Here is a 21,899-nt window from a genome sequence, read left to right on the forward strand (position 1 = left end):
GTTACCTGCCCTTTTACCTGGTAGTTTACAGGCTCGGTCGCCAGTCGAGCATCCAATACGGAATAGTCGTAGGCAGTGCTTCCATTTTTCCAGGCATAATTGTCATAATAAGTCACCGAGTGAACATCCAGGTCAGCATTCGGAAAACTTACATTGGTATAACCGTGGGTGCCCGCCAGGTCAAATGTTTCGTGGCTGGCGTATCCAGGGTTGCCAAAATTAGCTTCTAAAGTATTTTGTAGCGCCAAACGGGTTTGGTCGCTGGTGTACACGCCCGTCATTACGGGGCGGTTGAGCTGGTCATACTTGGTAAAGCTCCACTTGCCCAGGTTGCGTTGGTTGGCATCTTGCGAAAGCACCAAACGGTCGCGTTTGTCGTACACCATCATTACTTTGCCTGCACCAGGCACTTCTTTGCTGATGAGGCGCCCACGGGCATCGTAATAATAACGGTACCAAAGTTTGTCGAGCTGGGCATCAACCGCGGCAAAATCCCAATTGGCGTCGTCCAGTGCTTTTACTGCCGCTGGAGGCAATACATAGCTCAACTGACCAAAGTCGTTGTACACATAATAAGTTTGTGCCCAGGTATGGGCGTCTACTTTGGCACGTTTGAGCACCACTTGTCCGGCCTTGTTTTTAAACTCTTCGGTTTGCTTGCCATCTTCGTCGGTCACCCTTACCCGGCTGAGCTGCCCGGCGGCATAAAAACCCGTGGCAGTAGGTTTGTTTTGGTCGCTTGCCACAATCTCAAAGCTAATGGTGGGGTCATTGTTTCCAATGCTAAAGCCCTCGCTGAGTATGATCTTTTGCCCCGCCCGGTGCAAGGTATGGGGGCTGGGGCTACTTAGCATCACCTCGTCTTTGGGTTTCGTCAGCTCCGCATTTGCGGCTATGTTGTTTACCTCAAATCGCCGTATTTTTTCCAGCGCAGTCGTACCAGCCTGCTCAGGGTCAGGGTTGGTCCACAGGTCAGTCGTGACTCCTTTGCCTGCGCCTCCCCAACTATTGCCAGGAGCCAGCATTTGCAACACTCGGCCACGGGCAGCGTTTTCTACTTTTTGCTCACTGTAGGGGTGAGCAGTATGGGCAATGTGGGGCGTGTTTTGATAAAACGAAAACAGTTCGTTCAATACATTAGGCCTTACATTGCCTGGTTGCGCGTTTTGAGCAGTATAAGGCAGCAAACCTTTGGTAGTGCGGCTCAGCTCATCGTATACCACTCCTTGCACTACATCGCGCTTATTGGGCGAATACTGTACTTGTACCGCCTGAACAGATCTGCCCAACCCATCGAAGTAGTGTACAGTGGCCAGCTTCTGCCCCTGGAGCACCGACAAAGCCGTTACCTCGTTTGCTTGGGTTATCCCAGGCACCCTTATTACTTCTTCTTGCCATTGATTGAGTTTATGGGTAGGCGTGTTTACCTCACCAGTAACCACCTTCGCCACCTCATAACTCGCCCCTTGGTATCCAATGCGTAGTTTGTAGGTGCCAGGGACAGTTGTTTGATAAGAGGGTTGGGTGGCTCCACTGATTGGTAAATCATCTTTAAACCATTGGTAAGAGTCGTAGATAGATGCCACCCATAAAGTATGCAAAATACTGCCCTCACTTTGGTACCGCCAGGAAGCGTTCAATACGGGGAGAGGCATCACTTTTATTTGAACAATGGCAGGAGGACTCACACAACCTTTAGCATTGACTCCTCGCACTTCTATATTTTTATCTCCCGACACATAGTCAAGGGCCAAATGCCTGGCCTTGATGACCGCCGGATACCCCGCCCATTGATAACTTATCAAGTCGGGATGATTATTTAGCGACACAGTGACAGGGCCAGGTCCAAAGCGGACAAACATCGATTGACTAGGCACTGGCACAGCAGGAGTAGTGTCTACCTCAATGCTGGTAGCCGCACTATACAACAAACTACACCCTTGGTAGTCTTGGTGTTCGGCTCCCACCCGGTACCAATAAGTAGTGCCTGCGTTCAATCCATTGGCTACTACCGACAAAGTGGCTGTAGTAGCAGAAATATCGGTCCAGGTTTGGCCGTTATCGGCAGATTGTTGCCACTTTACCACTCGGTAAGCTGGGTTATTATAAAAGCTAAAAGACAAACGTGCCTCATCTGACGATCCCGCGCATAACCTATCAACGGAGCTGTTTACAGTGCCTGCATCTATAGCCGCAGGGGGCGATAAGCGAGTAGCAACAGTTGCCACAGCGCTGTATACAGGGTTGCACCCCATATAGGTTTTATGGGTGGCTACCAGCCTATAGCTATAAAGAATACCAGCGTTTAAACTCGCGGGGTTTACGCTCAATACTGCAGAAGTATGCGCTATATCAGTCCAGCTTTGCCCACTGTTCGGCGAGCGTTGCCACTTGACTATAGCAAAATCATTGGTATTTACGGTGCCAGTGAGCACAAAATGCTCAGCCGCCCCAGTGCATAGTTCGGCCACTGAACTTGATATGGTGCCTGCGCTTAAAAAGTTGTAAGACTCAATAGTAGCCACTGGGGTAGTAGCGGTGTAGTTACAAGCAGTATACTTTACTTCGGCAAACACTTGGGTATACTCGCCCGCCACAAACGAACAACTTGCCCCTGATGCAATGGTCACATAGCTCTCCGGAATGTCTATAGCCTTGGCTTTCCAAACAATGCTCAAGCTATTGTTGAGGCTGGCGTTGCTATAGCCGTAGTTTTGCAAAGTAAGGTGTACATTGGCATACGAGCAAAACTTCCCGCTTCCCAAGCCTTGGATGGTTCCAGCAGCCGGAGCCCCCGCGTTATTGACTGTCACCAGGCTACGATTGGTCGCATAGACTCCCACTCCTACCCCATTGATCGCCCGAAAATAGGTATTTTGGGTAAGCCCACTAAAATGATAGCGAAACGACATGTCGGTGGGGTGTATGTCGAATAGAACTTCTCCCAAAGCAGGGTTGATTTGGGTCCAATGGACTCCATTGGTGCTTTTTTGAAGGTAAACAAATCCACTGCCCGGAAATGTCTTATGTATATTTACGGTCACTGTACCTGTGGCGCTTCCGCAAGAAGAGGTAACTCTAGTGGATAAACTAAAGCTACTATGGCTGTTTTGCCCATACACTTGCGCTTGGGTCAGTAGTAAACAAGCGGTTATGATGAGGTAATTGATTAACTGACGTTTCATTGTCTGATCGTTAAGTAATTTATAGATTAATCTTGTTGGTAGGTATAGGTGTATTTTTTAATAATATTTTGTTCGTGGTCTTTGACTAGGGTTAGCCTGCCCCAGGCATCGTATACATAATGTATAGCACGCCCGTTGGCATCGGTACCTGAGGTCATACCATATATAGGGTGGTAAGTATAGGTATACATCTGGGCGTCTTCAGGGTACATTCTTACTTCATCTATCAGATGAGTGGTATTTACCAACGTCGGGTTGGTGTTGGGGTCGTAGCTCAGTTTTTTTTGCCTAAACACCCACTTGCCATTTACGCGCTCCCAGTAAGTCAATAAATAGTTGCCCGCTGCTGGTTTTTGCCCCACCGGAATTCTATAGCTCCCTTGCCAGCTTTTATTGCCAGTATACGCCTGAGTAGCTACCAGGTGAGAAGAGGGCTCTAGGTCTTCGAAACTGGTATGAAAAATTTGTTGGGGCAAGGCATTGATTGCCCTCGCAATTGGGTAGTGGTGGTGGTAACCCCACAAATAAGCTATGCTAAGGTCATTGTTTTTTTGCTGCAAGTGGATGTTGCCTTCGCTGTCAAACCCAAAAGTAGCCGCCAGTTTATAATGACTGTCGCTTAATAATGTGTTATACAATGGCCCGGTTTGGGTGGCTTGGTTGAGGCTGGTCAATGCCTCATTGGTTTCAAGGCTGTACACTTTTTTGGGTTGTAAAACAAGCGGATCAATTGCAATCACCTTGCCGCTCAATAGTGTTTGAACTCCCGCCTTTTCTTGCCATACTTGTTCTTCAAGCACTACCGCCAATATGTGTTTATCTACCAAAAAACCCGCAATGGCATGGGTATAGTCTTCTGGGTATTTTTTTCGGTGAATGAGTTTTTCACCTTCCGAGTTCACGCTTATTACCTCGTTAGGGTAGCGATGTATACTGCTATAGCTTGTATGGGTGGTATTGATCATGACCTGATTGCGATCGTCGTAGCTTTTTTCGGTGACTTGAGTCAAGTACCGCCAACGCATAGGCAGGGTATACGACTCGCGAAAGTAATCTTTCAAATTATTACCGCCCAGGTTACACTGGTTGGTGCTCAGCACCCTGATTATAATGGCCCAAAATGTACGATCTGTCACCTCTTGGTATTGGTACGCCACCTCGTTGACCAAGCGAAAAGTATTGGTAGCGGGCATAAAAGCCAGCTGTTTTTGCTCCTTGACTGTCACATTGTTAAAATCTTCCTGGTTGGGTATTTCATAGTAGGTAATATTTTTACCACCTGCCCCGTTGTCGCCTATCAACTCGGTTACCTTGGTATATACCAGGGCATAATGGCTATAAGGCGAGAAGTACCTAAAGTCTTGGGGGCTGGTGCCTATATAGGTATAATTACAGGTAATACAGTCATAATCGCTTATATTGGTAGGGTTACTGCCTTTTGCCTCTAGGACAGAAACCTCCACGTTGCTTGCATAATTTTGCGTGGGTATTTGCAACACTCCCCCCTCATACAAATAAGTTTGAACTTTGGCTGGGGTGGTTTTCAAACGATCGTAAGCCGTAATTCTTTTTATCCTTAGCCCCGGCCCCGTTTTTCTGGTAATTACCTTATAATCATAGCTTTTATAATTTACACTGGCCACTATGTCGTCCCCCCCTTCGGCGTTTACCACCAAGGTATAATTGCCCGCAGGCAATTCTTTTTGCATCGTGCCTGTAATTCCTTGCTCTGCCTGCGCATTGTATGTAGTGTAGATGTACCAGATTACCTCACCCTGTGCATTCTTTAGCTCAATATCGTTTATATTGTCTTTTAGACCTGAGGTAGCTCTGTACCTTTTGACATTATGCTGCAAAGTAACCACTTGTTGATAGTCGATCGTAAGCGAAACACTACGTGTGGTAAGATTGACATTACTTACCGGGGGAGCTACAGAGGCTGACGCCTGTTGGTTTTTGAGTGCTACCGAGTTACTTGGTATATTTTCATAATGATTTTGTTCATACTCAAATACCGTGTGACCACCTGTGGGGTAAATCATTTTCTTGAGCACTGTGGTGCGGGTAGCTTCAAAGTCAGGGTTCCGGTTGGCGTTGCCATAAGGCTGCCCAGAAGTCAATTTGGGAATGAGGGTGGTATTTTGGGCACCATTGTAAAACCCCCAGTGGTCTTGTGATTTACTGGCTCGATCAGGCACGGGCAATTCTTCATGGTATTCAAACACATAAGAAGGCTTGGGCTGTAGATTTTTGTCATACGCTGTCACTTTATTTAGTTTTAGATGCACATTGTTGCCAAAATACCCTTGCTCTAATTGTATGGTTTTTATCGGATGATTTAAGTCTTGCTTGTCATACACCTCAATCGTTTTTAACGCTTTTCTGTTGGCCACATCCAACCTTACCTGGCTATCTGTCTTAAAAACAACTTTCATTAGGCTACTTTCTATGGCAGCCAGCTCTTGTCCATTGATATTGGTTTCGCTTGGAGTATGTACAGACGCATTATTTTTACTGCAAGCTCCCAAGGCATATCGATAAGACGCTATGCTTTTACTAATGGTGGTTGCCACGGCATTATAGCGTAGCGTAATGGTGTCTTTCTTATTGGCTGAAATAACTTGTGTGAGGTGCCACGAAGAGATATAGTCACTGGTGTTGATGTTGGGTATATTGCCAAAAATATGGTTTACCCGCTCCGCCGCGTCAAAAGTATAGGTGGTGCCATCTTCTCCAATAATGGTAAATAAATTGCTTCCCGAAAAATGGGTAACTTTCAAACGACTATGCGAAAAAAAGTAGGCTTTGTTTTGGTATAAAATAAAACGACCACTCTGCCCCAAAAAATTAAAAGTATATACATCAGGCGCCCCATCCTGAAAGCCTTGATCTATCTTACCAAAAAACTCTTGCGTAATTGTATTTTGAATATCTGCAACCTGATCGTAGCGTGTCATCCCACTTTTCTCATCTACTTCTCCTCTTACTACACGAGTGATCATACCACCCGCACTCAAATTCCATCCTAACCCCACTCGTCCAGACTGACCCTCGACTTGCAATCCTTTATGGTGATAACTTAATGATACAGGCAAGGTCAATGTTTTCCCTCTGACATTTACTATGGGCACTGCTACACCAGGGGTACCTGTATAAGCACTTACCGGAACATCTACATATTTACCAAAGCCACTTGCTTCGGCAGATGCAGGTATCAAGCTTTGAATGTTTGCATTGCTTGTTTGCCCCCTTACAGGTTTTATACAGCACAGGTTTACACAAAAAAAAGCGAATAACAGTAATACAGTATTTTTTCTCATCAATTTTTTATCTAATAGTTTAATCATTCCTAAAGCCTACATTTTCTCGCTCAATCCACTAGAGAAAGCCTCCTCCTTATTACATACCAACTTTTATCCTTCACTTTGGAAGTTTTTTCAAAAAAGTATCGTTTTATCCCTTTTTCTCCAGTAAAAAACCCCAATCATTGAAATGAGTGGGGTTTTTATGTGCATACTTGGGCTACGCTCTGCTTTCTTTTTTCAAATAAATTGCCCACTATAGTCTCCCTGGGCAAAAATATGCATTAACGATTAACCAAAAGGCAACATACATGACAGACAAAAAAAAGCCCGAAAAAATCGGGCAACTCTATGATTTAAAATCTTTGAAAAACTGCTATGCTTCACGCAACCAAATGGTTTTGTTGGTTTTGTCAAGCCACTGTCGGGCTTCTTCAAACTTGTCAAACAACTGAATGGTAAACTCGGCTTGCTGGGCTACATAACGCTTCACCGCGATTTGCCCAAATATGCTCTCAGGCATTACTATTGCCAGGTGAGTAAGCCCGGCTTTGGCGAGTGTTCTGTTCCATTCGTTGTGCATCCAGTCTTGATCGTCTGCCTTGAAAGCCGACATTTTGCCAAAATTGATGATCCAACCCAATTGATCCAGTTCTCTGCTTTTTTGGGCATATAGCATCAAACCATCTTCAAACTCCTTACGAAACGATTGCCCTATCATAGGTTTTTTGATAAAAGTAATCAGGGCAGGAATCGTAGTATCAAGCGTAATACTTGTATACTTATTGTCTTTTAAAGTCATCATTGTGGTATTATTATGTGGATAATATGTTATGGTTTTAGGATACCCTCAGGTTATTTGCTTGTGGTTGTTTGCTAGTACATTTACCTACCAAACGCATAGTTAAATTTACCTTATGCATTTTTCACGCCTAAAGTTACCAAAAAGCGGGGAAGCAAAGAAAAATATACAAAAAAAAACGCCTCTTAAAGAGGCGTCCTTTTCTATATTCAAAAATTTATTTAATTGTGTATTTATTCATAAGCAAATGTTCAGTCATCCGTCATTGTTAGTCAATCAAATACCTTACGCCCAACGAAAAGGTACGTCCTACGGTATAGTTATTTACTATGTGTTGGGCATCTTTAAAGTTGATAAGAAACTTATACTCAGGGTTTAACAAGTTACGTGCCTTCAAAGTAAGTTTCCATCTTTCGCCAAGCGACTTACCCACAGTAAGATCAAGTACCGGACGAGGTTGTTCGTATACATCGGGTACACCATTGCGAGATACAATGGCCATACGCTCTCCAAAAATATTGAAGTTTAAGCTGGCAGACCATCCACTGTTTATATTGTTGTAGTTAAGGTTGGCATTGATCAAAAAGGGAGATTGTGCAAACAAAGGACGTGTGCCGTCTTGGGCAAGCTCGGTTACTCTGTTTACATCGTTGGCTCTGATTTGGCTCAACTCCTGGGCTTCAATATTAAGCGCAGACACAATAAATGAGGCATTGGCGCCAATTGTAAAGTCTTTCAAACCAATGAATCCAAGTTTTTTGCGTAATTCAACCTCTGCACCAAACAACTGCGCATCTTCCTGGTTTACCCAGGTTACTTGTTGGTTAGGTGTAAACGCACTAAACGCGGTAGCTATTGGGTTTTTGATGTTCTTGAAAAAAGCACTTACTGTAATGATCTCTCCTGGGGTGGGGTACATTTCCCAACGCAAGTCTACATTGTCAATCAACGAACGCTTAAGGTTGGGGTTACCTACATATATCAACCCTCCAAAGGCATCAAAGCTGTCAAAAGGAGCCAACTCACGGAACACAGGACGTGCCAGGGTACGACCATAAGCCAGGCGCAAGTTCATATTTTCGGTCAAACTGTATGTAAGGTTAATGGCAGGCAATATATCATTGTTTTCCAACAAACCTTTGACAAGCGATGCGTCATTGCTAATCACAGAGATATCTGTTCGCTCAAAACGAACTCCAGCCAACACCCTGAACTTGGGGCTGAGTTTGGTATCAGCCATAATATAGGCACCAAAAATATTTTCTTTGCCATTATACACATCACGGTCTTGCGAACCATTCTGGATACGCGTACCAGGTACTTCTACGTAAGTGTTAAAATCAAACCCACCATCGGCATCCGCGGCAAAGTCGGTACGGTTAGATGCATACGCAAAAATAGTTTGGCTAAAGTCTCTGTTTTTGCTCACATAGGCTACTCCGGTTTTTAGTTTACCTTTGTTTTCTCCCAACTTGAAAGGAATCGTCAGGTTAAGCTTGTTGTCCCAGTTGGTTTGGGTCAAATCGCGGTAAAAACGACGAGGAGCTGCATTAGAGCGCACTACAATACTGCCGTTAGGCTCGTTTTCGTAGCTAAAGAAACGCAAGTCGGGCTGGTTCAAACGAGACACGGTAAAAGAAGTGATCCAGTCTAATTTAATGTTATTAACCCCTTCGCCAAAAGCGTGCTCCCCTTTTAGCTGAGCCGAAGACAATGAACGACTTAGGAAGTCTAATGCAATACTGTTAAATGTATTGGCAGGGTCCAGGTCTTGGTACTTACCTTGCTGCACCCGCGTTTCAGTTTTACCACTTTGGTTGTGCATCAGGTTCAAACCTACCTTACTTTTGTCAGTTATTTTATAAGAAGTATTCAATACAGCACCCCAAAGCACATTTTCAGTGCCTACATTGTTTCTTACAGTATATTCAGGGTTCAAAGAGTTGATCAAAGAAGCATCGCTATTGAGGCTAAAACGACCTAATCTGGCTTTTTCGCCAAACTCACCTATTTTGCCATTGTCGTAATACTGGTTGGTTTTGCGGTAAGAAAGGGCTGCTATAAAACCCAATGGTCGGCCTGCCACTGTGTATTGGTTACCCACCGATACTGAATAGCTTTGATTTAAGAAAGGGCTCTTGGTAACAGGTGTAATATCTTTAGAGAAATTCTCTTTGCCAGGCAAGGCATCTTCGCGACTGACAGGCAATTGACGCCCACCATCATCAAAGCCCAGGTAGTCCATGCTACCACCGTTATAAGAAAGGAAGTCAGAGTTGAACGTTGCCTGATCGTTGAAACCTAAACTGGCGTTTACCTGAAATGTGAAGCGATCGGGAAAGTCTTTGGTAGTAATGTTGATATAACCACCCGTAAAGTTACCAGGCAAATCAGGCGAAAAAGTCTTCAAAATCACCATATTATCAATCATATTGCTCGGAAACAAGTCCATTTGCACCGAGTTGCGGTTGGGGTCAAGCCCTGGAATGTCGGCACCGTTCAAAGTAGTTTTAGTGTAGCGATCGCCTAGGCCACGCACATATACATACTTGCCACCTTCAACCGATACTCCAGTTACCCGCTTGATGGCACCTGCAGCATTGCTATCGCCGGCTCTTGAAATCGCCTGCGCCGAAATACCGTCTTGTACCAGTGCCGATTTTCTTTGCATGGTGAGCAGAGCAATTTCTGCTTTTTTCTCTATGCGTGCTGTTACTACTACGGTTTCCAGCACTTTGGCATCAGAACCTAGCTTTACATCTTGTATGGTTACCTGTCCGGCTTTTACTTCAATGTCTTTTACTTCTTTGTTTTGATAAGATACATACTGTACCAATAAAGTATATTTTCCGGCTGCCAAGTCCCCAATTGTATACTTGCCATCAATGTCGGTAGGGGCACCATTGGTGGTTCCTTTGATTACTACAGTAGCGCCAATAAGTGCTTCCCCTGTTTTGGCGTCTGTTACAGTACCTCTAATGGTACCAGTCTGAGCGAAGACGCTGGCACCCAATAAGATGCCGATAAATGTAAGTAAAATACGTTGCATGAGTATTAATGATGTTTTAAATAAACTTTTGAATATGATGGTAAATATTGTTCGATATGAAATCAGTTAAAAATTAACCCAAAATGTTGAATGAAAATAAAAAGAACGGATCACTAAGTATCCGTTCTTGAGGTTATAAATGTATAGATGATTACTGTACAAGGTTTTGAGCCGCAAGTGCAGTCCAGGTGTTGTACCAAGGAGTTTGACCAGCAGCAAAAGCACCACGGTAAGCCGCAGCAGTAGGAGCACCAGCACTCACAGTTGTGTTGTTGGTAGCAGGTACTACATTGGCACGAGTGATCGCATTTGCTTCATAAGTATTGCCAGCAGTGGCAAAGTAGCTGTTCAAAGAAGCAACAAAAGCGTTACGATCAGCCTCAGCAGGGTATTTGTCGGCAACAATTACATCGTTGTCGTCTTTTACATAATTAGGTACCAATAGTTTATCAGCAGTAGTACCCGCAGTAACGTTACTGAAAGTGTTGTTTTCTAACAAAAGATCCTTCGCATCAAAACGTTTTTTGCTGCTTTCGCCATCTTTGATGTACTCAATGTCAACACCTTTGTCCCAGTTGAAGAAAATACTGTTATAGTATTTACCACCAGCGTTGTCACGGAAAGTCAAAGCTCTTTTACTACCGTTACCTACATAAGTTATATTGTAAAATTTAGGAGTGGCATAAGGAGTTCCATCTTCAGGAGAAGTACCACCATCGTGCTCACCGCCACGGTCACCAGCCGCCGCTGCCTGATAAATCAAGAAGAATTGGTTGTTTTCACCACGGTATCCTTCATCGTAGTCAATGTTATCGTCACCACAGTGCGACACTACAGCGTGCGTAACGCTTACAGTACCACCAAAAAACTCAATACCATCATCTTGGTTAGCAAATACCTCTACATAGTCAATGGTAGTTCCAGAACCAACCCCACCAAGAGTTAAACCGTTGATTTCGTTGTTGGCACCAATGTTAGTACCTCCGTGACGGATAGATACATATTTTAAAGTACCAGAGTTGTCAGCATCTACAGCACCTCCGTACAAACCGCGAGTTTCGGTATCAGGAATACCCTCTACTGCAGACTGTCCCTGTCCAGAGTTCAAGCCAGCTTTACCCAAAACTATTAAACCACCCCAAAGGCCGTTTTGAGTACCTAAAGAACCGTCTAATTTGTCAGACTCAGCAGTGAATATAATAGGCTCGGTTGCTGTACCTACTGCCTGAATTTTACCACCACGTGCCACAACCAATGCACTGGCATTGGCAGCTTCGCCTGGCTTACCTTTAATTACTGTACCTGCTTCAATAGTGAGGGTTTGTCCATCGTTTACAAACACCAAACCATCCAAAATATATACTTTATCTTTGGTCCATGTGGTAGTACCTGTGCCTTCGCCCTGATCTTTGTAAGTAACAGAAGCCCGGCTGGTAGCTGCATCTGTACCTTCTGTTATTAAAGTAGCAGTCGGATTTGTTGGGGTTGTTTCATCTTTCTTACAAGAAGAAAAAACAAACGCCATCATAGATAAGAATAGTGTACTGTATAGTAGCTTTCTCATTTGATTAAATGTTTTTAATATTTTTTGTTTTTGATGCCGCAAATGTCAGTAATTAATATTAACCGTAGATGAAAGCCTTGTTATCAAATGTTAAATATTAACAGGCTTTACCAAAGATAATTTGGCGCTAACTACCTGATAATCAGCATTGCATTTTTTATGATAAATAAATTAATTAAATGATTTATAAGATTTATTTAATGAAAACTTAATATTAGAAAAGCCTTTTTTTATCACTTCACTCCACTGTTATTGTACAATTTAAAGTTGATCGATTTGCTCAAATAAGGAATTGAATGTATGATTTAAAGGGGAAATTCATTTTTAAGTAATACTAAAATATTGTAAATGAGCTACTTGTTAAACAAGGTGCTTTATAAATGAGCTTGGTTTAGACGTGCTAAATATGCAACTAATACAGGTCAAGTAAAAAGTCAGGCGATAAACATACAGCTAAGCCAATGTTAGAGTACTTTTAAGTTTTGCGCTCAGGTGGCCATATCAGGCATTTTTTAGTTTATCAAGCAGTGTATTTTCATTATACCCTCACAAAACAGTGGGTTTTATCACATCTATTCCAGCGTAGCGACCTCAATTACTCCTTGGTTTTACCAAAAAAAATAAGTGAGTCATAGAACAATCAAGCTTTACTGGCTAGTTTTGTAGTGGCATAAACACAACTTCAAACATAAACCCCCAACCTATGGAATATAAAAATACGGCAGACTTTGCCCGGCAACAAGACCAACAAGACCCTTTACGTAAGTTTCGTGATCAGTTTCATTTACCTGCGAAGCTTCACCAAGACGTTATTTATTTTTGTGGCAACTCGCTGGGGCTACAGCCCAAAAACCTAAGGGCACAAGTAGAAAAAGAGCTACAGAAATGGCAAGACCTTGCCGTAGAAGGTCATTTTTTGGGCGACCACCCCTGGATGGACTACCACAAGGCGCTCAAGCAACCTATGACAGATATTTTTGGGGCAAAACCAAATGAGCTTACGGTTATGAATAGCCTCACAGTAAACCTACATTTATTAATGGCTACCTTCTATCGCCCTACTGCCACCCGCTATAAAATAGTAATGGAAGCAGGTGCATTTCCGTCTGATCAATACGCCATGGAATCGCAGGCGAAAATACATGGTTTTGCCTATGACGATGCGGTAGTAGAAGTAAGCCCACGCAAAGGCGAACATACATTGCGTACCGAAGATATTGTACAAACCATTGAAAACCTGGGCGAATCGGTGGCGTTGGTCATGTTTAGTGGAGTAAATTATTACACCGGACAAGTGTTTGACATGGACACTATTACCAAGGCAGGGCACAAAGTGGGTGCTTATGTGGGATTCGACCTGGCCCATGCTGCAGGTAATGTAGCCTTGCACCTACACGATTGGAACATTGATTTTGCGGTGTGGTGTACTTATAAATATTTAAACTCAAGCCCTGGTGGAATTTCAGGGGTGTTTATCCATGAAAAAAATGCTACTGACACTTCATTGCCCCGCCTTGCGGGTTGGTGGGGACACAACGAAGATGAGCGGTTTTTGATGAAAAAAGGCTTTGAGGCAATGCCCAATGTAGATGGTTGGCAGCTAAGTAATGCACAAGTGTTGCTACAGGCAGCTCACCTGGCTTCGCTTCAACTGTTTGCCCAGGCGGGTATGCCTCAGCTTACTGCCAAAAGTAAAAAACTGACGGGCTACCTTGAGTTCGTGATTCGTGAAGTGTGTCAAAACAGCCACTACCCTATAGAAATTATCACCCCAACAGAAGCACGGGGGTGTCAGTTGTCGTTGTTGGTACCCCAAGAAGGAAAGAAACTGTTTGATTATTTGCACACCCACGGAGTAGTGGGCGATTGGCGTGAACCTAATAGCATACGCATAGCCCCAGTGCCTTTGTATAACTCGTTTGAAGATGTATACAGGTTTGGGCAAATACTAAAAAACGGCATCCAACAAGGATAAATATATATAGGGGCTGTTTTGAATACCTGGCAGTTTTTTAGAAACCCGTCAGGTATCACTAAACCTATAATTGAAAACCGTACACTTTTTTATCTCAGGTGTTTCTTGATTTTTTTTGATAATTTTGCAACATAAAAACGGGGGTTAATCTACCTAGGTGTAAGGTAAAGCTTAGTTTCGTGCACCTCAGGCATCCGTTCATTTCCCCGAAGGCAAGTTCGGGATCACGGATTTTCTTTAGCTAAAAAAACGAACCAAAACCGATAGCTGCAGCTACGCTGCGCTGAGCTCTGCCAAAGGCTAAAAAGCCACCGCTGTAGTTTGTATGGCTAAAATTTACTGCATTACGCCTAAACAGCTCAAACACTCCTTCGTAACCTCAGTCGGTGATCTGTTTTTAACGGCTTCATTCCGTAAATTTTTTAACACCAACAAACTAAGGAATGGTGAGAAATTAAATTACCATTCTTGAGGTAGAGGTTTTGTTTTGAGACGAGGCTATTTTTTGCGCCCATAGCAGCGCTACGGGCAATAAAAATAACGAAGTATCAAGGCGAAAAATCACCCCTCAGAGTGTAAATTTATTTTTGAACAATTCCTAAGGCGGAAAGAAAGACCTTGTTATTCAAGCACTTTTAAAACTGATAAAGTTAACTTCTAAGGAACGATGCAAAAATAAAGTTCTATAGTTTAAGGAAATATTTTTTGGTCAGGCGAGGCCAAAAAACGCGGCATAGCCATAGCTATGGCAAGTTTTTTTAACGAAGCATGTCTAAAAAAGATGAGGTTAAGAATGTAAATTTATTTTGACACCGTTCCTAAGCAAATATTAATAGCTAAAAATTAGTGTACGGTTTCAAAAACCTATAATAAGACAGCTTCCATCATCAAATCATAAAGAATAAAAAAATGGATACATTGATTGGTCAGAACTTAAGTCAGGCAAGCACACTGCTTACACAAGGAAAACTGGTGGCCATACCCACCGAAACTGTGTATGGCCTGGCAGCCAATGCCTTTGACGAACAAGCAGTGACTCGTATATTTGAAGCAAAGAACCGCCCCACCTTCGACCCTTTGATTGTGCACACCTACAGTATAGAACAGGTGCGGCAGTTTACCAAAAATATTCCTGAAAAGGCAAAAAAGCTGGCAGAACAGTTCTGGCCTGGTTCGCTGACTATTCTGCTGGAAAAAAATGACTTGATCCCCGACTTGGTTACCGCAGGCTTGTCTACAGTAGCGGTGCGTATTCCTAACCACCCTTTGACTCTTGAGTTACTCAAACAACTTGATTTTCCATTGGCGGCACCCAGCGCCAACCCTTTTGGCTACATTAGCCCTACTACGGCATTGCATGTAGAAGCCCAACTCAAAAACAAAGTGAGCTACATTATAGATGGGGGCCCTTGTCAGGTGGGTATTGAGTCTACTATAGTAGAAGTAAAAAACAACCAAACTACAGTGTATCGTTTGGGAGGCATCAGTGTAGAAAGCATAGAAGCTGCCACGGGCAAAGTAGAAGAGGTAAGGCATTCTTCGTCAAACCCCAAGGCATCGGGCATGCTCAAGAGTCATTATGCTCCCCAAAAAAAAATGATTATTGGAGATATTGCGGCGTTGTTGTCCCAATACCCTTGTGATAAGGTGGGTATTTTGTCTTTTAGAAAAGCTTATGAACAAGTTTCCCAACAACAACAAGTGGTATTATCGCCTGAGGGCGAACTGGCAAAAGCAGCGCAAGGGTTATTTGCCGGCATGCGTTACTTAGACAACCAACCTGTAGAAATTATATTGGCTGAGCTTATGCCCGAAAAAGGCTTGGGTAGGGCAATCAATGACCGGATAAGAAGGGCTGCCGCCACCGAAAGCTAGTGCAGGAGTAATTTGGTGAGTTTATAAGTAAAGTTATATTTTTTTCTTACAAAGGTATTGTTATTAAAAAAGATATTTCTCTTAACAATATTTTAACAAACAAATACTTAAACAGGCTAATTAATCAGTATTTTTTAGAATTTAATACGGTTTTTTAACCATAAAAAAGAATATTACATATACAAAATCACATCAAACACCTAAAAAATTCTTAGTAACTGAAACTTTATTTTAAAAAAGTAGTATATAACTTTAAACATTTAGAATATAAAAAATACTCAAAGGGTGTGAAGTTGAACAATGGGATCAGATATTCTAAATACTTGAAAAAGACAAAAAACATTAATAAGTGTAATATAATTTGGTGAATTGGTGTACTAAATATTTAGTACATCAATTTTTTTTTTACCCCCTCTCCTACTCCCCACCTACAGTCTTTATTTGACATTACCAAACTTCATTCATTACCACTGGTGTTTGTGCTGCTGCGCTGTTTTTTTGTACAAAACTTTTTTTGATAATTTGAAATCATACACTAATTTTTGGCTATTAATATTTGCATAGAAGTTAATTTTATCAGCTTTAAAAGTGCTTGGATAACAAGGTCTGTTCGCATTAGCGTCAACTTAACTTTTTAGTTGAAGGGTTTAAATCACTGATAAACAACACCTTCAATTAAAAATAAACCCCTTTTAAAGTTACTTGATCTTGATGCGTTAGGAATACACGCGGGACGCGTGCGCCAGCCGTGAAAGCCTCTGAAAAGCTTTAAACAAAGTATTTTAAACACTCAAAAGTTATCTAACGATGAGTGTAAGCAATATTTACAGGGTTTCCTTAATACCCTTAGGTTGACGCCAATGCGAACTTTATTTAAGGGAATAAACGAATATCTGAGGTGCACGAAACTAAGTTTTACCTTACATCTCGGCAGATTAACACCCGTTTTTATGTTGTAAAACTATCCAAAAAATCAAGGAACATCTGATATAAAAAAATGTACAGTTTTCAATTTGATAAAAGGTGTTCTTTACTCATTATTGAATTCCTACTGAATTTTTTGAGTTTTCAAACTACTCATTTTTACAGGGCATGTCATACTATTTTGGTGTAAAAAACCGGGATACGAGCACCCTACTTGTCAAAAAATAAAAAGCCCTGAAAAACAAAAGCTGCTACTTTTCAACTTAAGATAAAAGCCAAGATGAGTTCATTTGGTTAAAAACTACTATATTGTAGATAAAAAGTAAAATAACAGATTTTAAGAGTGGGATTATACTCTATCCAGCTTTTTAAAAGTGTCCTCCTCGCTTTGCTCTCCGAATCAAGTTCGGTTTACAACTCGGAGATCGGGCGAACTTGATTTGGAGGTTGTGTGTTCGCACCAAGCGATCTACATTGGTATCTACGGACTCGTAAACTCGGTTGTAGAGAAACAAATCAGGGCGAAAAATAGTAGGGTAGAGTAGCAGAATTACATTGCTCAAGTAAAATCAAGCAAACCATCTTTAGACAGTAATAATAACAGACATGGACACACTGATAGAGAATGCAGGAAAGTTGCTTGCCAGTGAACAGGCAGAAAACATAGACAAGGCTTTTGAAACATTGCGAAAGCTGGATGTAGCCCATATACCCAAATCATTATACAGTGATTTGTCAGAGCACCCTCTCAAATGTTTTGAATATAATATGATTGAGCCGCTCAAGCACTTGAAAGAACTTGACTTGCAAGGGTCAAAACTAAATGAAGTACCCAAAGCTATAGCTCAGCTTACCAAGCTTCAGTTTTTATACTTGCACGATAACAACATCAATGAGGTGCCTTCCAGTATTGGGTTTTTATCTGATTTGATTTGGTTAGATCTGGAGCGCAACAACCTCAAAGTGCTGCCCGCTGAGATAGGTCGCCTCAAGAATCTGCACAGGCTTAACCTGAGTTTTAATCAACTCAATGTGTTACCAGTAGAAATAGGACAGCTATCGCAGTTGCAAAGTCTTTATCTTGATGGCAATAGGTTTAGCGCCCCCGAAAGGCAAAGGATACAGCAATCGTTGCCCAAAACTGAGATTTACTTTTAGACAATCCTGTTGTCCTGTATAATATTACCCTCTTGAACACTTTCTTGGGGGTTTTTTATTGGGCTCAAGGCAAAAGCTCCTCCAAGAACTGAAACAAACGCCTCCTCAACGCCCGAAAAACCTGCCATGCCTGAGTGCCAGTTCAGGCTTTTTTATCAACATTTTATCAAACAAAACCTGAAAGTTTTAGAGATTTAATCAAGGAAAAATATATTTGTATATACTTGAAGTTAGAAGCCCTAACAAGGTTCTAGCAACTAGGGGCTAGTGCATTGGGGATTAAATAAATTGCCTATTAATTTGGATGAATTTTGTTTTCTGACGAGTCGTGAAAATGGCGGATAGCCATAGCTATCTAACTTTTTCACGAGGAAGTCAGGGGGCAAAAGTCGCCAAAGAATATGTGAGTAACTTAGTACCCAATGCACTAGGCATATCTTGTTCCTTAAGTAGCTACACATTTTCTATCACCTTGAATTTTAGCGATTTATAAAAACCGCAGTTAAACAAGTATATTACTTAATGGGACACCTGCCCTGGTTGTGGGGTACTGGCAGTACCATTCCATACTTAGGAATGGTACCAAAATAAATTTACATTCTTAACCTCATCTTTTGAGGCTATACTTTGTTAAAAAATAGCCGAATAGCGCTGCTATTAGCCGACCATCCCTCAAGCTCGCTCAATATCCACTGGATATTGCCGTGCCGCGTCTAGCAACAAAATATTTTATTAAACTATAGAAATTTATTTTTACACCATTCCTTAAACAATTTTACACCAATGAAAATCTACAAAACGCATTTATACAACCAACCAATGATGAGAACTCTTTTGGTTATGTTGGCAGTAGGAATAATGCTGGTTGCCTGTGGCAAAAAAAACAAGCAGGCAGTAAGCAAAGTACACATTCCTAAAACGGCTTCGGTGGCAGCCGTCATTGATTTGAAACAAATCTCAGAAAAAGCCCCCAACTGGCGAGATGTGTTCAAGGCCGATTTTTTGCAAAAACTTGATGTAGACATAGACAGTAAACAAGTTGCTGATCTTCAGCAGTTGGTCGAAAGGGTGATTAGCTCTATAGATCAAGACGAAAAATTGTCTGTTTTTAACGGGCAAGTGTCGAAAGACCGCAATAAAAATCATTTTGCCCTGACTTTTGTGATCAAAGATGTAGCAGCTTTCGAGAAGGCTTTGACTACTGATAAGGGAATCACTATTGTGAAAAATAAAGACAGCAAGCACGTATTTTTAGATAACAAAACCATTCTCTCGTGGAAAGCAGGCTCTGGCTTATTGGTAGGGTATGAGTTTAAAGTAGCCAATGTGCGCGAAGAGCTGGTGAGCAAGGTGACCGAACTACGCAAAACTACCGCCGCTAATGCCCTGGAAAACAACAACAAAGAGTTTAAAGCCTTATTGGGCGAAAGCCATGACATTGCTATTTGGGCAAACCAACAGGAAACCCGCAACTTTAGCCCTTCGGTGGAGATGTACAGCAAACTATCGCCTACTATAGCCAACCTGATCAATGCCACCAAGTATGGCACTTCTTATATTGATTTTTTGGAGGGTAAAATAGTGATGAATGGTAAGACCATGTTTGATGGTAAGGCTACCGAAAAGTACCAAACCGTGCTAGGGATCAATAATGAGAAAGTAATGAAAAGTTTGCCCGTTAAAAATCCTTTGCTGTTGATGAGCCTGAGTATTAGCATGAAAGACATCAGGAAGATCATGGAAGAAGAAAATGCCTACAACAAGTTTGACGCGGAGGCACTGCAAACATTGCAAGAGCTGGATTTGACGGTAAAAGATGTAGCCGAGATGCTGAGTGGAGACCTGGTGGCTGCGGTAGAAGACCTGGAACTGAACAACTTACAAAAAGCAAGTGCCAAGCTGGTATTGGGCATTGGACTCAATAACCGCAAGGTACTAGAGAAGTTACTGGGCAAATATACAGAGATGGGGCTTTTGCAAAAGCAAGACAACATTTATCGTCCGGTAATACCATTGTTGGGCTTTGACCCTCAGATAATAGTAACAGATGATGCGGTGTTTTTGACTGCTACCGAAGAGTTTAAAGAGGCCATTACCTCAGCCAAGGCAACCAACCTGAATGAAGAAATGCTCAAAAAAACCAAAGAGAGTAACTTTATGCTCTTTTTGCGCCCCAGCGAAATATTGAGTAAAATACCTAAAGAGAATTTCTCGGATGAGTTGCTCGAAGAACTGCTACCAAAAATAGAGTCGGTGATAGTAAATACCCTGCCTGCCAAAAAAGAAGAACTGGAGGGGAATGTAACGGTGTATTTTAAGGACAAAAAAACCAATGCTTTGCAGCAATTACTTGACTTGGCTCCCCAAAAGGTGAATAACTAAGTACAACATTGCCCTATTGATTAAACAGCACCTTTGCGTTACAGGCAAAGGTGCTGTTTTTATGATTTGGTTAGTCAAAAACTGGTTGGTGTTGAGTCATGATTTGTACTTTGGACGTTGTGATAAATACACCTATTCTGCACTGCTTTGTTTGGGATTGGCTTTTCAGAAAAACATCCATTTTTTCAAGCAAGGGTTAGCTAGAGAATACACTACTACCTAAAGCAGGCAAAGGTGGGAAGCTTCTCGCTCCCCACCTTTGCAGTGTTATGATTATGGTTGTTTTTACTGCTTTATTTCAAAAAAACAGTTTCTCACAAATCCACGAAAGTCAAAACACACCTGGGCTCCTCGGTTGTAGGCTACCCGCACGCCGTTAGAGTGTAGCAATTCTGTATCTTTGCCCAAGACTCCTTGTACCACCCCAGGGTAATGGTAAGTAGCCAGTCTCACTTTAGAGTTACCCAAAAACAGGACTTTATCTCCAGGTACGTCCTTTTTGTGAATACGCAACCAGGTATCTTCTGCCAGGGTACCATCATACGCCCCTCCAGTATTGTTCTTAGACGAAGCAACAAACTTGATAAAGCCAGCCTTGAATTTGGCAGCCACATGCCCCACTACATATACGTGAGTGTCTTCTACCATTTGCCCTTCAAGTACCTTACCACGAGCATTCTTTGTAAGGTATTCATTGTTATGAAACTTTACCGTAGTATTCATTCCGGCAGGCACAAGCTCTACAATAGAGTGGCAGGGAGACACCCATCCGTTTTCGTCAAAGCAAAGGTTATCTCCTGCCTGATAGGTTACTCGTCTGCCACTAGGGGCAGTTCCCAGACGTGCGCTTCTACCCAAAACTCCCTGAGTTACTCCTGGGTAGTCGCCACTGGTGGCCATTTCTACCTTGGTATTGTTCATAAACTCCGCCGGATACCCAGGGCCAATCCCTATGCTTCGATTAATGACAAGCGTGGCATTGCCTGCAAGCTTTCCTTCGTAAACCCCCTTACTATCATACTTGCCAAATTCGTGGGTAAATTTAACCAAAGAACCGCTCCTGAAGCGTGCCGGACGACCACAAACGGTCTCAAGGCTGGTTTCCTCTGCCAGGTACCCCTCTGCAATAAACCCGCGATTGTCATATTTTAGAAAGGGGTCATTGAAAAACTTGACATCATAGGAAATTCCGGCAGGTAGAGCATAGATAGTTCGATTCTTTGCCGAGATGTCAGATTTTTGTGTTGTAGGTGTTGTTTGTGGTGTAACTTTTTCCCGATTTTGGCAGGCGAAAATGGTGGCCATCAATCCAATAAAGATGGCTAGTTTTGTGATTTTGTACATTGTTTTTGATTTTTAAAAATTGTTAAGATTAATTGCGAAAGCAGGGCTTTAGTTAGGTAATAAGCCACTTGCTTCCTAAGCGATCAAGTATTTATTGTACAAGTAGAAGCCATCATTTTTTGAGGGTTTTGTTGTGCAGAACCTTCAATAAGTTTGATATAAAAAACAGTGTTTGATGCAAAGCAAAGCATGGCACGCACTTACTTTTGGGTTTTGTAAAATGACGATTTTTTCAGCGCAATTAAAGCGATGCCCTTGAAAAAGGTGATGCTGGAAAAATATCACCTACAGGCCTGATTTTCAGTACAAAACACGCTTTTTTTCTTTGACAACAACTCT

General features: G+C 42.2%; 10 protein-coding genes. 4 read left to right on the top strand and 6 right to left on the bottom strand.

All coding sequences use genetic code 11. The annotated features are described in order from the left end of the window. The 5 genes from Q0954_RS16755 to Q0954_RS16775 form a co-directional block, all read right to left on the bottom strand. Window positions 1-3,185 (bottom strand): DUF6443 domain-containing protein (locus tag Q0954_RS16755; protein ID WP_299458646.1); only part of this gene is annotated, 3,185 nt, incomplete at its 3' end. Window positions 3,186-3,211: 26 nt separating this feature from the next. After that, on the bottom strand, window positions 3,212-6,505 hold the full coding sequence (locus tag Q0954_RS16760; protein ID WP_299458647.1) for an RHS repeat domain-containing protein: 3,294 nt from the start codon (window positions 6,503-6,505) through the stop codon (window positions 3,212-3,214). A 358-nt stretch (window positions 6,506-6,863) separates the two neighbouring features. Then, on the bottom strand, window positions 6,864-7,292 hold the full coding sequence (locus Q0954_RS16765) for a hypothetical protein (protein WP_299458648.1): 429 nt from the start codon (window positions 7,290-7,292) through the stop codon (window positions 6,864-6,866). A gap of 265 nt (window positions 7,293-7,557) precedes the next feature. After that, the gene (locus Q0954_RS16770) at window positions 7,558-10,338 is read right to left on the bottom strand and encodes a TonB-dependent receptor (RefSeq protein WP_299458649.1); all 2,781 of its coding nucleotides are present in this window, start codon (window positions 10,336-10,338) and stop codon (window positions 7,558-7,560) included. A 151-nt stretch (window positions 10,339-10,489) separates the two neighbouring features. Continuing rightward, window positions 10,490-11,902, bottom strand: a complete 1,413-nt coding sequence (locus Q0954_RS16775; protein WP_299458650.1) for a hypothetical protein — start codon at window positions 11,900-11,902, stop codon at window positions 10,490-10,492. A gap of 703 nt (window positions 11,903-12,605) precedes the next feature. On the opposite strand from Q0954_RS16775, the gene kynU reads away from it, so the two are divergent. From kynU to Q0954_RS16795, 4 genes are all read left to right on the top strand, one after another. Further along, window positions 12,606-13,877: a kynureninase gene (gene kynU, locus Q0954_RS16780; protein ID WP_299458651.1), complete on the top strand. Its 1,272-nt coding sequence runs from the start codon at window positions 12,606-12,608 to the stop codon at window positions 13,875-13,877. 909 nt (window positions 13,878-14,786) lie between these two features. Continuing rightward, window positions 14,787-15,752 carry an L-threonylcarbamoyladenylate synthase gene (locus Q0954_RS16785; RefSeq protein WP_299458652.1) on the top strand — a complete coding sequence of 322 codons (966 nt, stop codon included), beginning with the start codon at window positions 14,787-14,789 and terminating at the stop codon, window positions 15,750-15,752. 1,530 nt (window positions 15,753-17,282) lie between these two features. Continuing rightward, window positions 17,283-17,834: a leucine-rich repeat domain-containing protein gene (locus Q0954_RS16790; protein WP_299458653.1), complete on the top strand. Its 552-nt coding sequence runs from the start codon at window positions 17,283-17,285 to the stop codon at window positions 17,832-17,834. A 783-nt stretch (window positions 17,835-18,617) separates the two neighbouring features. Continuing rightward, window positions 18,618-20,216 carry a hypothetical protein gene (locus Q0954_RS16795; protein ID WP_299458654.1) on the top strand — a complete coding sequence of 533 codons (1,599 nt, stop codon included), beginning with the start codon at window positions 18,618-18,620 and terminating at the stop codon, window positions 20,214-20,216. A 285-nt stretch (window positions 20,217-20,501) separates the two neighbouring features. On the opposite strand, the gene Q0954_RS16800 is transcribed toward Q0954_RS16795, so the two are convergent. Further along, window positions 20,502-21,560 carry a hypothetical protein gene (locus Q0954_RS16800; RefSeq protein ID WP_299458655.1) on the bottom strand — a complete coding sequence of 353 codons (1,059 nt, stop codon included), beginning with the start codon at window positions 21,558-21,560 and terminating at the stop codon, window positions 20,502-20,504. Between the last annotated feature and the right edge of the window lie 339 nt (window positions 21,561-21,899).

The sequence above is a fragment of the uncultured Microscilla sp. genome (assembly GCF_947493425.1).
In the GTDB taxonomy this organism is placed as follows: domain Bacteria; phylum Bacteroidota; class Bacteroidia; order Cytophagales; family Microscillaceae; genus Microscilla.